This is a genomic window from Rhizobium sp. BE258 (genome assembly GCF_031457345.1).
Classification (GTDB): Bacteria; Pseudomonadota; Alphaproteobacteria; order Rhizobiales; family Rhizobiaceae; genus Rhizobium.
Map to the genome: position 1 here is coordinate 643,217 of NZ_JAVDWL010000003.1, position 13,095 is coordinate 656,311.

Annotated in this window: 11 protein-coding genes; 7 read left to right on the plus strand and 4 right to left on the minus strand. The window is 62.1% G+C overall.

Annotated features, from left to right (window positions below):
- Positions 1-34: 34 nt before the first annotated feature.
- The 4 genes from J2X43_RS13660 (at position 35) to J2X43_RS13675 (ending at position 6,516) form a co-directional block, all read left to right on the plus strand.
- Entirely contained in the window at positions 35-1,231 is a 1,197-nt protein-coding gene (locus J2X43_RS13660; RefSeq protein ID WP_310294659.1) for an efflux RND transporter periplasmic adaptor subunit, read from the plus strand.
- The gene (locus J2X43_RS13665) at positions 1,228-4,380 is read left to right on the plus strand and encodes an efflux RND transporter permease subunit (RefSeq protein WP_310294661.1); all 3,153 of its coding nucleotides are present in this window, start codon (positions 1,228-1,230) and stop codon (positions 4,378-4,380) included. The genes J2X43_RS13660 and J2X43_RS13665 overlap by 4 nt, the downstream gene beginning before the upstream one ends.
- A gap of 266 nt (positions 4,381-4,646) precedes the next feature.
- A complete protein-coding gene (locus J2X43_RS13670) occupies positions 4,647-5,645 on the plus strand; it encodes a flagellin (protein WP_310294663.1) in 999 nt (332 codons plus the stop codon).
- Between the two features lie 205 nt (positions 5,646-5,850).
- Positions 5,851-6,516: an OmpA family protein gene (locus J2X43_RS13675; RefSeq protein ID WP_112515899.1), complete on the plus strand. Its 666-nt coding sequence runs from the start codon at positions 5,851-5,853 to the stop codon at positions 6,514-6,516.
- Between the two features lie 51 nt (positions 6,517-6,567).
- Here J2X43_RS13675 and J2X43_RS13680 read toward each other — a convergent pair whose 3' ends face one another.
- On the minus strand, positions 6,568-6,975 hold the full coding sequence (locus J2X43_RS13680) for a DUF2000 family protein (RefSeq protein ID WP_112387019.1): 408 nt from the start codon (positions 6,973-6,975) through the stop codon (positions 6,568-6,570).
- A 15-nt stretch (positions 6,976-6,990) separates the two neighbouring features.
- Here J2X43_RS13680 and J2X43_RS13685 point away from each other — a divergent pair, with 15 nt between their 5' ends.
- Complete coding sequence (locus tag J2X43_RS13685; protein WP_405049590.1) at positions 6,991-7,896, plus strand: AraC family transcriptional regulator; 906 nt, start codon at positions 6,991-6,993, stop codon at positions 7,894-7,896.
- On the opposite strand, the gene J2X43_RS13690 is transcribed toward J2X43_RS13685, so the two are convergent.
- From J2X43_RS13690 to J2X43_RS13700, 3 genes are all read right to left on the minus strand, one after another.
- Complete coding sequence (locus J2X43_RS13690; RefSeq protein ID WP_310294667.1) at positions 7,856-8,953, minus strand: AbrB family transcriptional regulator; 1,098 nt, start codon at positions 8,951-8,953, stop codon at positions 7,856-7,858. The genes J2X43_RS13685 and J2X43_RS13690 overlap by 41 nt on opposite strands.
- 204 nt (positions 8,954-9,157) lie before the next feature.
- Positions 9,158-9,406 carry a DUF6719 family protein gene (locus tag J2X43_RS13695; protein ID WP_310294668.1) on the minus strand — a complete coding sequence of 83 codons (249 nt, stop codon included), beginning with the start codon at positions 9,404-9,406 and terminating at the stop codon, positions 9,158-9,160.
- Positions 9,407-9,491: 85 nt separating this feature from the next.
- The gene (locus J2X43_RS13700) at positions 9,492-10,394 is read right to left on the minus strand and encodes a LysR family transcriptional regulator (RefSeq protein ID WP_310294670.1); all 903 of its coding nucleotides are present in this window, start codon (positions 10,392-10,394) and stop codon (positions 9,492-9,494) included.
- 92 nt (positions 10,395-10,486) lie between these two features.
- On the opposite strand from J2X43_RS13700, the gene J2X43_RS13705 reads away from it, so the two are divergent.
- Both J2X43_RS13705 and J2X43_RS13710 read left to right on the plus strand, forming a co-directional pair.
- The gene (locus J2X43_RS13705; protein WP_310294672.1) at positions 10,487-11,521 is read left to right on the plus strand and encodes an aldo/keto reductase; all 1,035 of its coding nucleotides are present in this window, start codon (positions 10,487-10,489) and stop codon (positions 11,519-11,521) included.
- 140 nt (positions 11,522-11,661) lie between these two features.
- A complete protein-coding gene (locus J2X43_RS13710) occupies positions 11,662-13,074 on the plus strand; it encodes an FAD-linked oxidase C-terminal domain-containing protein (protein WP_310294674.1) in 1,413 nt (470 codons plus the stop codon).
- Positions 13,075-13,095 lie beyond the last annotated feature (21 nt).

The window sequence follows — 13,095 nt, forward strand, 5'->3', positions numbered from 1 at the left end:
CCTGGTCCAACCTCGAGTCCCTCTGGAGACGTGAATGGCTTTCTGGAAGCAGTTTATTCTTTCTATTATCGTGATTGCGGCCGGTTTTGCCGGATGGATATTTTTTGTGCCGGGTTCGGCTGACAGTTTGAGAAATGCCGGGGTTCCCGAAAGTCTCGTTTCAAAGATTTCCTCTTCGGGGAAAACCGCGGATGCAGCGGCGCCAGCGGCCGGCGAAGGCCAGAGCCGCGGTGAGGGCGGCAACCGACGCAATGGCGGCGGACGAAACGGCGCCGTGCTGGTGGTGACCCAGGCCGTGGTGCAGGGTGTGGTCAACGATCAGCTGAGCGCCATCGGTACCGGCGATGCGATCCGCTCCGTCGCGGTGACACCGCAGGCGACGGGCACGCTGCGCGAAATTCACATCAAGTCCGGCGACAAAGTGAAGGCCGGGCAGGTTCTGGCGACGCTCGACAGCGAAGAGCAGGTGATCGCCAAGGGGCAGGCCGAAGTGGCGCTGAAGGCAGCGCTCGAGAAGTCCAATCTCTACCACAATATCAAATCCAGCGTGTCGCGCATGGATGTGTTCGATGCGGAGATCGCCGAGCAGGGCGCGCGGCTACAGCTGCAGGCCGCCGATCTCAACCTGACGCGCCGCAATATCGTCGCGCCGATCGACGGCATCGTCGGTATCGTGCCGGTCAATATCGGCGACAACGTCACGACAAGCACGCCGATCGTGACGCTCGACGACCGTAGCGAGATTCTGGTCGATTTCTGGGTGCCGGAGCGGTTCGCCAACACGGTATCCGTCGGCCAGCCGGTCGATGCGACGTCGGTTGCGCGGGCGGGCCAAGTGTTCTCTGGCGCGGTCGAGGCGGTCGACAACCGTATCGATGCCGCCAGCCGCACGCTGCGGATCCGCGCGCGTATCGACAACACGTCAGACGAGCTTCGCGCCGGCATGTCCTTCAATGTCGGCATGAAGTTTGCGGGCGACAAATATCCGGCGGTCGATCCGCTGTCGGTCCAGTGGGATTCGCAGGGTTCCTTCGTCTGGCAGGTTGCCGATGGCAAGTCGCACAAAGTTCGCGTCAGCATCGTCCAGCGCAATCCGGACTTCGTTCTCGTCAAGGCCGATATCAAGGATGGCGACGCGATCGTCACCCAGGGCCTGCAGCGGGTACGTGAGGGCGGAGCGGTGCGCGTCAGCAATGAGGTTGCCTCCAGCAACGGAGTGGCAACCCAATGAGCGTGACCGAGATTCCCGAGCGCGCCTCCGGCAAGCAGAGTTTCACTGCGCTCTTTGTGCGCCGGCCAATCCTGGCGCTGGTCTTCAATACGCTGATGGTTGTCGCAGGCCTTGCCGCCTATGTCGGCGTCGAGGTGCGCGAACTGCCTGATGTCGATCGTCCGGTCGTCACCGTGCGCACGACATTCGACGGCGCCTCGCCGCAGACCATCGATCAGGAACTGACGAAGGTGATCGAGGGCGCGGTCGCCCGCGTCAGCGGCCTCAAGTCGATCTCCTCGCAGTCGCAGTTCGGCCAGAGCCGGGTGACGCTGGAATTCTCCGATTCCATCGACCTCGCGGTTGCCGCGAACGACGTGCGCGATGCAATCGGCCGCATCACCCAGAACCTGCCCGATGACGCGGATGCGCCGCAGATCGTCAAGGCGGATTCGGATTCGCAGGCGATCATGCGCCTCGCCGTGACATCAAGCACGCTCAACATGGATGACCTGACGCTGCTCGTCGAAAACGAGATCGTCGACCGGCTCGCTTCCGTCGATGGCGTTGCCGATGTCGAGGAATATGGCGACCAGGAGAAGGTATTCCGCGTTGATGTCGATCAGAGCGCGCTGGCAAGCCGCGGCCTGACGGTCGGCGATCTCACGCAGGCGCTCGCCAACTCGGCTCTCGACGTGCCCGCCGGCTCGCTGAAAAGCAAGACGCAGGATATCGTCGTACGTGCCACGGCCAATCTGCAGACGCCGGAAGATTTCCAGAACGTCATCCTGCAGGATCGCGTCCGGCTCGGCGATGTCGCCACCGTCACGCTTGGACCGCGCGACGGCGAAACCGCGCTGCGCTCCAACGGCAATCCGGGCATCGGCCTCGGCATCATCCGCCAGGCGCAATCGAATACGCTGAACATCTCGACCGGTATCCACGCCGCCGTCGAGCAGCTGTCGAAGACGCTGCCGGAGGGGACCAAGATCGCCATTACCAGCGACGATGCCGTGTTCATCGACGGCGCGATCCATGAGGTCGAGCTGGCGCTGATTCTGGCTGCAGTCATCGTCACCGCCGTCATCTATCTCTTCCTGCGCGATTGGCGGGCAACGCTGATCCCGGCGGTCAGCATGCCGGTAGCACTGATCGGTACGCTGGCGGCGATCTATATGGTCGGCTTCTCGATCAATATCCTGACGCTGCTGGCGATCGTGCTGGCGACCGGCCTCGTCGTGGACGATGCGATCGTCGTGCTTGAAAACATCGTTCGGCGGCGCTCCGAGGGCATGGGGCCGCGTGCTGCGGCTGTTCTCGGCACCCGCGAAGTGTTCTTCGCGGTTATCGCGACAACCGCAACGCTGGCAGCCGTGTTCATTCCGCTGTCGTTCCTGCCGGGGCAGGTGGGCGGTCTGTTCCGGGAGTTCGGCTTCGTGCTCGCGTTCTCGGTCGGCCTTTCATCGCTGGTGGCGCTGACGCTCTGCCCGATGCTGGCGTCGCGGATGCTGACCAAGCCGATGCGTGAGGATCATGGCCTGCTCGGCCGTTTCGGAACGCTGTTTGCCGACACCTATAAATGGGGTCTGCAGCGCTGCCTGAATGCGCCCTTCATCGTTATCGTCGCCTCGCTGCTGTTCGGCTGCGCGGCGCTGATCGCCTTCTCCACCGTCAAGAGCGAGCTGACGCCGAACGAAGACCGCGCCATGGTGATGATGCGGCTGACGGCGCCGCAGGGCTCCAGCCTCGAATATACGCGCGACAAGATGCAGCGCGTCGAGGAATATCTGCAGCCGCTGGTCGATAGCGGTGATATCCGCAACGTTTTCTCGATTTCGGGACAGGGCGGCCAGGCCAATAGCGGCTTCATGGTGCTGACCCTTGCGCCCTGGGGCGAGCGCGAGCGGACGCAGGCAGAGATCGTTCAGGATATCAACCAGGCGGCATCGCGCGTTCCGGCGCTGCGCGGCAACGCGATCTCCTCGAACAGCCTGCGCATCCGTGGTGCCGGCAACGGGTTGCAGCTGGCGCTGATCGGCAACAATTACGACGATCTCACGGCGTCGGCACTGAAGCTTGTCCAGGCACTCGATGCCACCGGCCAGTATGACACGCCGCGTCTGACCAACGAGCCGTCACAGGCGCAGGTTTCCGTGGCGATCGACCGCGAGCGGGCATCCGATCTCGGCATCGATATCACCGGTCTTTCGACGGCGATCCAGTCGCTGCTGGAGGGGCGTTCGGTGGTCGATGTGTTCGTTGATGGTGAGTCCTATCCGGTGCTTCTGACCTCGACGACGCGGCCGATCGACGATCCGACCGATCTCGAAAACGTCTTCCTGAAAACCGGGGACGGCAAGATCGTGCCGATGTCGGTCATCGCCTCGCTGAAGGAAGGCTCGGTGGCGCCGCAGCTGAACCGCGAATCGCAGCTGGCCTCGGTGGCGATCACCGCTGGCCTGAAGGATGGCATGTCACTCGGCGATGCCGTCAAGCAGGTCACCGAGATTGCAACGCCGCTGCTGCCGCCGGGCGCCCGGCTGCTGCCGCTGGCGGAAGCGGCGACGCTGGAGGAAAATTCCAGCGGCATGGCGCTGACCTTCGGCTTTGCGATCGTCATCATCTTCCTGGTGCTGGCGGCGCAATTTGAAAGCGTGCTGTCGTCGCTGATCATCATGTCGACGGTGCCGCTTGGCCTTGCCTGCGCCGTCTTCGCGCTGATCATCACCGGGTCGAGCCTCAACATCTACAGCCAGATCGGCCTGGTGCTGCTGGTCGGCGTCATGGCGAAGAACGGCATCCTGATCGTCGAGTTCGCCAACCAGCTGCGCGATCATGGCGTAGCGGTGCGCGAGGCGATCGAGCGGGCCTGCGAGCTGCGCTTGCGCCCGGTCATGATGACGATGATCGCGACCATTCTTGGGGGCGTTCCGCTGGTCTTTGCGCATGGTGCCGGTGCCGAAGCCCGCGTCGCGCTTGGCTGGGTGATCGTCGGCGGGCTGGGTTTCGCAACGCTGGTGACGCTGTTCATCACCCCCGTCGCTTACCTTCTGATCGCCCGCTTCGCCAAGCCGCATGCCCATGAAGAGGCCCGGCTGCACGAGGAAATGTCGGATGCGGCGCGCCCGAAACCGGTGCCGGATCCGCAGCAGCTCCAGGCCGCCGAGTAGTGCATTGCAACTCTATTTCGAGAAGGTGCCGCGGCTCGTCCGCGGCACGTTTTTATGGTCAACGAGCAATTGCAAAACAGCGTGAATCAATTGCGAATGTTAGCCGTTTTTTAAGTATAAGCGGCAATGATCGCCTCGTGACCGATCAATACCTCCAGCGTTTTTGGAGGTGCATTTTCCGCTGATTTTCAGCGCCCGAACATGACGTTTCGCGGACCCGGTCATGTCAGTTAGTTGCGTATAGTTGTGTTCGGAGTTCTAGTTCTGTGAGTATCTTTCAACGCACATCGGTTGATGCGGCGCTTCATATCCTGCGCGATACCAACCGCAATTTGACCACGACACAAAATCATTTTTCCTCGGGCCTTCGCGTCGAAAAGGCGAAGGACAACGGAGCCTATTGGGCGATTGCCACGACCGTCCGCACCGACAACAAGGCGAACGGCGCGATCCAGGACGCGCTGGGTATGGCGGCGGCAACCATGGGTGTTGCGTATACCGCGGTTTCCAGCGCCATCGAGATCGTCTCCACGATCAAATCGAAGCTGGTTGCGGCCACCGAGAACGGTGTCGACAAGACCAAGATCAACGATGAGATTACCCAGCTGAAGGCGCAGCTGCGCTCGGTGTCTGAAGCTGCGAGCTTCAACGGCGACAACTGGGTGGTGCTGACCGACGAAGACGATCCGACGAAGCCGAAGGAAATCCCGGCGGCGTTCATTCGGGGCGATGATGGCTCGGTCAAGGTCTCGACGCTCACCTATCACATCGATATGCCGTCCACTGGTGTGACGACCTCTCAGGACGCCCGCTATATGGTCGACGACCGCGCTGGCGGCACCGGTGAATATGGGGCGCTGACCACGGATCATTTTGCGACCGAGCTTGGTGCCGCGAAGAATTACGTGATGATGTTCAGCAAAGAGGGAAATACGGCCGGTCAGGTCGAGATCGGCCTCGACGCCAATAGCTCGGCTGACGACATCAAGGATATGATCGGCGTGACTGATGCGGCGCTGAAGCAGATGACGACTGTTGGCTCGTCATTCGGGGCGCTGGAAAAACGCATCGACCTGCAGAACGATTTCGCCAAGTCGCTGACCGATTCCTACACGTCCGGCATCGGACGCCTCGTGGACGCCAATATGGAAGAGGAGAGCGGCCGGCTGGCCGCCCTGCAGACGCAGAAGCAGCTCGGTCTGCAGGCTTTGCAGATCGCCAATGCGAGCTACAACACGATCACCCAGCTCTTCCAGGGCATCTGAGTTCTATAAGCTGAAATCGAATCGCCCGGGCCGTCCCCGGGCGATTTGCGTTCGGCCACTTCGCAAAACTGGTGATATCCGGGCACAGTTGGCAGTCCTGCGTGTGCATTTCCAGAATTTTGGGCTATCGGATGATCGCATTCATCTTGTTGCCGCATTCCTTAATATTTGCTCGGGTCAGCTTCGAACGGAGAGCCTTCTGCCCATGATCAAGAAATTCCTTCTTCTGGCGCTTGCCGCCAGCTATCTGAGCGCCTGCACCACGACCGACCCCTATACGGGCGAGCAGAAAATGTCGAACACCGCGGGTGGTGCGATGCTCGGTGCCGTTGGCGGCGCGTTGGCAGGGGCAGCGCTCGGCGGACGCGGCCATGGTGCGCGCAACGCTGCACTGATCGGGGCCGGCGTCGGTGCGCTTGCCGGTGGCGCGATCGGCAACTACATGGACCAACAGGAAGCGGAGCTTCGCCAGCAGCTCGAAGGCACGGGCATCTCGGTGACCCGCAACGGCGACAGCATCATTCTCAACATGCCATCGAACATCACCTTCGACGTCGATCAGGACGCGGTGAAGCCGGGCTTCTATCAGACGCTGAATTCGGTCGCGATCGTGCTGCGCAAGTTCAACCGCACGCTCATCGACGTCAACGGCCACACGGATTCGACCGGCAGCCTGCAGCATAACCAGGATCTGTCGCAGCGCCGCGCCTTGTCGGTTGCCGATTATCTCGGCGGCCAGGGCATCGATCAGCGGCGTGTTTCGGCCGTGGGCTTCGGTCCGTCGCAGCCTGTCGCATCGAACGCGACGGAAGCGGGCCGTGCGCAGAACCGCCGCGTCGAAATCCAGATCGCTCCGGTTACCCAGGGCTGATTTCGTCTTTCTCGATTGCAGACGGCCGGGTGATCGCCCGGCCGTCTTCGTTCAGGCATGCATGGATGCGCCCTTGGTGATCTTGTCGACGATCTTCTTGTCGGCGCGCAGCGCGATGCCGACGACCTTGGCGTCATCGGGCGCGAATTCTGCAAAGACGGCGCGGTTGGCAGCATCGTGGCCGGTGGCAAACATTTCCTCGATGAAAATCGACGTCGCAACGCCGCGCTCAAGAGATCGCCGGTGAACGGCTGATATCGTCGCGTCATCGGCCGAGAGCACGATGATCGGCTGTATGGAAAGCGGGTTGTAGAGATTTCCGGCGCGGTCCCTGTAAGCTTCGCCGAGGATCTCCGGATGCCGGCCGGCGATGCCGCTCATCAGGAAGGCTGTGACATTCAGCGTCTGCCAGGATGCAAGATTGTTTCGCAGGACGATCGCAATTTTGGTATCAAACATGTTCCAGTCTTTCAGATGCGTTTCGAGGTAGCCTTGAGCGAAGATGTAAATTCAACGGTCTTTGCGGGTCTTGAACATTTGTGCGCTCCTGTTGCGGGCGACGGCATCCTGACAGCGCCGGCATTTCCGGGGATCGAGCGCATCGAGGCGCAGTTTTCAGGCAATGCCTTCGAGCCGCACCGGCACGATACCTATGCGATCGGCGTGACGCTGAAGGGTGTGCAGACCTTCAGCTATCGCGGCGAAAGGCGTTTCAGCATGCCGGGGCAGGTGATCGTGCTGCATCCGGACGAGGAACATGACGGCGGTGCGGGAACCGAAGATGGGCTGCAATACCGCATGCTCTATATCGAACCGGCGCTGGTCGCCGACTGTCTGGAGATGGAGAAGGTTGGTCTTCCGTTCGTCGATGAACCCGTTTTCGGCGATGCGGCTCTGGCTGGTGTGCTGCTCGGCGCGCTTGCCGATCTCGATGGTGAGCTGGACGGATTGTTCGTCGACGATTTTCTGACCGACGTGGCGGGAGGCCTGGTGCGGCACGCTGGTGCATCGGTCCGCCCGATCGGCAAGATCGCCTGGCGGCAGGCGCGGCGGGCACGGGACTATCTCGAGGCCCATGCGACGCGCGCCGTTCATTCCAGCGAACTGGAGACGGTGACCGGCCTCGACCGGTTCACGCTGTCCCGGCATTTCCGCGCCGCCTTCGCCACCAGTCCGCACCGCTATCTGCTGATGCGGCGGCTGCAGCAGGCAAAGGCGCTGATCATTGCAGGCGAGAAACTGCCGGAGGTCGCCTTTGCGACCGGCTTTGCCGACCAGAGCCATCTCAACCGGCATTTCAAGAAGGCCTATGGCATGACGCCGGGGCAGTGGGCCTCGCTCAGACGCGGCTCATCGCCAGTCCGCTCTTTCGCGCAATGAAGCGGGCGAGCATGGGGCCGGTCAACAGGATCACCAGGAAACGTCCGACCTGCATCGCCATGACGAAGGGCACGTCGACATCGCTCGATGCAGCGATGATGGCGACGGAATCCGCGCCTCCGGGACTGGTCGCCAGATAGGCGGTGAGCGGATCGACGCCGGCGAGCTTGTGAAGCGCGAAGGCCATCAATCCGCAAATCGACATCAGCGTCAGGATCGAGGCGGCCACGCGCGGTAGGGCGCGGGCGGCATGGGCGATGATCGAAGGCGTGAAGCGCAGCCCGATGCTCCAGCCGATCAGGGCGTAGCTGATGGCGAGCAGCCAGAGCGGCAGCTCGATGGTGAGCAGGCCGAGGCCCTGCAGCGTCGACCCGGCGATCAGCGGCAGGATGATCGTGCCGCCCTGGATGCGGAAGCGGGCAGCGGCATAGGTGCACAGACAAGTCAGCGCCATCGTTGCCGCAAAAGCCGGCCAGTCGATTGGCGGGAAGAAGATCAGCGGCGGCGGCTCAGTGCCTTCCGCACTTGTCCAGAGTGTCGAGACCACCGAGGCGGCGACGGCCACGAAGACCACACGCAGATATTGCATGAAGGCGACGAGGCGGGCATCGGCGCCATAGGCTTCCGACATGATGGTCATCGCCGAGGCGGCACCAGGCGACGAGCCCCAAACGGCGGTCGTGCCTGGCAGGACCTGCCATCTGGTCAGGACATAGCCGAGCAGACCCGCAGCAGCGATGATCGAGAAGATCATCGACAGGAAGAGCAGGGCGTCGTCGGCCATTGTCTGGATGATGTCGACGGTGATGGCGCGGGCCATCAGGAAGCCCACGAGTGCCTGGCCGAAGAGCAGCGGCCAGCGCGGCACGCGGAGCTGCGATTTCGAGGCGGTCAACGCGAGAACGATCGCGGCGACCATCGGTCCGATCAGCAGCGATGCCGGCAGGCCGAGCATTTCCAGCCCGAGAACCAGAATCGTCGAAAACGCCAGCAGGATCGCCCAGCGGGGCAGGCTCGCTCTCGAAGGCAGGACGCTGGCAAGGGCTTTGAACGGCATCGATGCGATCTTGTTGGCCGATCGGGTTTACCGCGCGGGGCGGTCGAAGGCAGGGATCGGCATGACTTCTCAGACCGGCGGGGGATGCCGGGGCGCAGTGCCGGTATATTTGTCAGCGCGCGTCAGGGTCAACTGCAAAATCTGGCATTGCGCGCCACCATCACCGGTGGCACGCGATGCGTGTGAGTCGAGCGGCGTGTCCGTTCACTTATGAACGCATTTCTTGCTGATGTTGTTGTTTCTTTTCGCTTTGGTGAACTTTGCGATCATCCCGGCGGGGCAGGTCTTGTCGTCGAATAGCACCGGCTCTCCCGGCGTCATCGTCGCCGCGGTCGGCTTTGTCGTCACCGTCTTGGTCTCGGCGCTCGCCGGCGATGTCAGCATCGCAAGGACCGCTCCTGTCGACGACAGAACGGTCATTCCTCTCATTTTCGGGTTGGTCTTGGCTTGCATCTCGGTGTCCCTCCGTTGCCGGGAAGAACACAACTATGCTTTGCGGCCTCTGCCAATTCGCCTTTTCGAGCTAGCCGCGAGGGGCTCATAGCTTGGCGTGGGTAGCCAGAAAATCGAGGAGGGCGCGAACGCGGGCGGGAAGCGGGCCGCCCTGGCCGATATAGACGGCATAGAAATCCTCGATATCGCCGGGATTGAACGCTTCCATGACGACGGTAAGTCTCCCAGCGGCAATGTCCTGCCGTAGCGTGAAGGCTGCGAGCCGGGCCATGCCTGCTCCGGCGAGCGCCATATGGCGCATCGCTTCGCCATCGCTGACCTGCACGCCGGGCGTCACCGGCACGTTGACCGTCTGGCCATCGCTGACGAGTGGCCAGCCCTGAATGGCGCGCGAATAGGAGAAGCCGACGCGGCAGTGCTTTTCGAGATCGGCGATGGATTTCGGCTCGCCATGCCGGGCAAGATAGTCCGGCGAGGCGACAATGAAATTGCGTGTGCTGCCAAGCTTGCGGGCGACGAGGCTGGAGCTCTTCATCGGACCGGCGCGGATCGCGACGTCGGCGCGTTCTTCCATCAGATCGACGACGCGGTCGGTCTGGGTGATGTCGAGGGTGATGCCGCGATGCAGCGCCATGAACTGCGGCACCAGCGGTGCGAGGATATGATTGCCGAACGAGCCGCTGGTATTGATGCGGATTGGGCCAGTCGCCTGCTCGCCAGCCGAGGCATAGCGCTCGGCCTCGGCGATATCGGCGAGGATGGTGACGCTGCGCTGGTAGAAGGCGGTTCCCTCGGGCGTCAGTTGCAGCTTGCGGGTCGAGCGGTTGATCAGGCGTGTGCCGAGCCGCGCTTCGAGGCGGGTCATCAGTTTGCTGACGGCGGACGGCGTCATACGGCAGGCCGCGGCGGCCGCAGAGAATCCGCCGAGTTCGACGGCCCGGACGAAGACTTCCATTTCGCCCGAGCGGTTGATGTCCTGTCTGCTCATGATGAATTCAAGTCATAGATGAGTTTCTTTGCGGCAATCTATATCGCGGTATTCGCAGTGTCTATCTCTGCTGGAGCAACAGGAGAAAGACCATGGAATACAGAAATCTCGGCAGATCCGGCCTGCGCGTTCCGGTGCTCAGCTTCGGTGCCGGCACCTTCGGCGGATCCGGGCCGGTGTTTGGCGCCTGGGGCAATACTGATGCCACCGAGGCAAGGCGGCTGGTGGATATCTGCCTCGAGGCCGGCGTCAATCTGTTCGACACCGCCGATGTCTATTCGGCTGGCGCTTCGGAAGAGGTGCTGGGGCAGGCGATCCGCGGCAAGCGCGATCAGGTGCTGATCTCAACCAAGACCGGGCTGCCCACCGGCGACGGACCGGCAGACTGGGGGACTTCGCGGTCGCGTCTGATCCGCTCTGTCGACGACGCGCTCCGCCGTCTTGGCACTGACTATATCGATCTGCTGCAACTGCACGCCTTCGATGCTTCGACGCCGGTAGAGGAAGTTCTGGCAGCGCTCGATGGTCTCGTCGCGGCCGGAAAGCTGCGTTACACCGGTGTCTCGAACTTTGCCGGCTGGGAGCTGATGAAATCGCTCGCCGCCGCTGACGCCAACGGCCATCCGCGCTATGTCGCGCACCAGGTCTATTACTCGCTGGCAGGCCGCGACTATGAATGGGAACTGATGCCGCTCGGTGCCGACCAGGGCGTCGGCGCGCTGGTCTGGAGCCCGCTTGCGTGGGGCCGTCTGACCGGCAAGATCCGCCGCGGCCAGCCGCTGCCTGAAGGCAGCCGCCTGCATCAGACGGCGGAATTCGGCCCGCCGGTTGACGACGAGAAGCTCTACGACATTGTCGATGTGCTCGACGCGATCGCAGCGGAAACCGGCCGCACGGTACCGCAGATCGCCATCAACTGGCTGACCAGCCGTCCGACCGTCTCAAGCGTCATCATCGGCGCCCGCAACGAAGCCCAGCTTCGCCAGAACCTCGACGCCGTCGGCTGGTCATTGACCAAGGCGCAGATCGGCAGGCTGGACAGCGTCAGCGCGCAGAAGACGCCTTATCCCTACTTCCCTTACCGTAGGCAGGAAGGCTTTGCCCGGCTCAATCCGCCGATCGTCTGACTGCTGATAGCAGGGGCGGCTTCATGCAAACGGCCGCCCCTTCATCATCCTGATTACGGTCAATCTCGACTGGACATGTCTTCCCAGTTGTCTCATACCAGCCTGCCTGTCGATGGTGGAATGTATTGGAGATCAACGGGATGGCTCTCAAGGACGCGAAATCCGGATTGCGCAACGAGGCGGGGATCGCCGCCGTTCTCGGCATCCTCAAACAGAGCTTCGGCGAGCGCTTCCAGACCGGCGAATCCTTTCGCGCGCAACACGCCCATACGACGACCTATATTCCGGCGCAGCTCCCTGATGGAGTGCTGTTTGCCGAGACCGCGGATGACGTTAAAGCGGCAGTGAAGGTCTGCGCCGAGCACAAGGTTCCGGTCATTGGATTCGGTACTGGGTCGTCGCTCGAGGGCCAGGTCAATGCGCCTTCCGGCGGCATTTCCATTGATTTCAGCCGGATGAACCGTGTTCTCGAAGTCAATGCCGAGGATTTAGACTGCACCGTGGAGCCCGGTATCACCCGCGAAGAACTCAACGTCTATCTGCGCGATACAGGCCTGTTCTTTCCGATCGATCCGGGTGCCAATGCCTCGATCGGCGGCATGGCCTCGACGCGCGCCTCAGGCACCAACGCCGTGCGCTACGGAACGATGAAGGACAACGTGCTGTCGGTGACAGCCGTCACCGCGACTGGCGAGGAAATCCGCACCGCGCGCCGCGCGCGCAAGTCTTCGGCGGGATACGACATGACGCGGCTCTTTGTCGGTTCCGAGGGCACGCTCGGCATCCTGACATCCGTGACGCTCAGGTTGCAGGGCATTCCGCAGAAGATCGGCGGCGGCGTCTGCGCCTTCCCGACGATCAAGGCAGCCTGTGACGCTGTCATCATGACCATCCAGATGGGCATTCCGGTCGCCCGCATCGAGCTTCTCGATGCGCTGCAGATCAAGTGCTGCAACGCCTATTCGAACCTCGACTATGAGGAAACGCCGACGCTGTTTCTCGAATTTCACGGTACCGACGAGACCGTCGCGCTGCAATCGCAGCAGTTTGCCGAGATCGCTGCCGAATGCGGCGGCGGCAAATTCCTGTGGACCGTTAATGCCGAAGAGCGTGCCAAGCTCTGGAAGGCCCGCCATAACGCCTACTGGGCTTCACGGGCGCTGGCGCCCGAGCTTGCCGCACTTTCGACGGATGTTTGTGTTCCTATCTCACGGCTGGCGGATTGCATCACCGAGACGCAGGCAGATATCGAAGCGAACGGATTGCTGGCGATGATCGTCGGGCATGCCGGCGATGGGAATTTTCATGTGCTTGTGCTTTTCGACGACAAGACCAGCGAGGGCATTTCGGCCGTCGAGAATTTCGTGGCGCGATTGAATGCCCGGGCGCTCGAAATGGATGGAACATGCACCGGTGAACACGGGATCGGGCAGGGGAAGATGTCATTTCTGGAACAGGAACTCGGCGGCACCGTCGATCTGATGCGGCAGGTCAAGCGCTCGCTCGATCCGGACAATATCTTCAACCCCGGCAAGATTTTCCATCTCGGCTGAAAACGGAACAATCTCATGATC

What these genes read in the sequence shown, in the direction of transcription:
- J2X43_RS13660 (WP_310294659.1), top strand. Translation starts at nt 35, where the DNA reads ATGGCTTTCTGGAAGCAGTTTATTCTTTCTATTATCGTGATTGCGGCC.
- J2X43_RS13665 (WP_310294661.1), top strand. Translation starts at nt 1,228, where the DNA reads ATGAGCGTGACCGAGATTCCCGAGCGCGCCTCCGGCAAGCAGAGTTTC.
- J2X43_RS13675 (WP_112515899.1), top strand. Translation starts at nt 5,851, where the DNA reads ATGATCAAGAAATTCCTTCTTCTGGCGCTTGCCGCCAGCTATCTGAGC.
- J2X43_RS13680 (WP_112387019.1), bottom strand. Translation starts at nt 6,975, where the DNA reads ATGTTTGATACCAAAATTGCGATCGTCCTGCGAAACAATCTTGCATCC.
- J2X43_RS13685 (WP_405049590.1), top strand. Translation starts at nt 6,991, where the DNA reads ATGCGTTTCGAGGTAGCCTTGAGCGAAGATGTAAATTCAACGGTCTTT.
- J2X43_RS13690 (WP_310294667.1), bottom strand. Translation starts at nt 8,953, where the DNA reads ATGCCGTTCAAAGCCCTTGCCAGCGTCCTGCCTTCGAGAGCGAGCCTG.
- J2X43_RS13695 (WP_310294668.1), bottom strand. Translation starts at nt 9,406, where the DNA reads ATGCAAGCCAAGACCAACCCGAAAATGAGAGGAATGACCGTTCTGTCG.
- J2X43_RS13700 (WP_310294670.1), bottom strand. Translation starts at nt 10,394, where the DNA reads ATGAGCAGACAGGACATCAACCGCTCGGGCGAAATGGAAGTCTTCGTC.
- J2X43_RS13705 (WP_310294672.1), top strand. Translation starts at nt 10,487, where the DNA reads ATGGAATACAGAAATCTCGGCAGATCCGGCCTGCGCGTTCCGGTGCTC.
- J2X43_RS13710 (WP_310294674.1), top strand. Translation starts at nt 11,662, where the DNA reads ATGGCTCTCAAGGACGCGAAATCCGGATTGCGCAACGAGGCGGGGATC.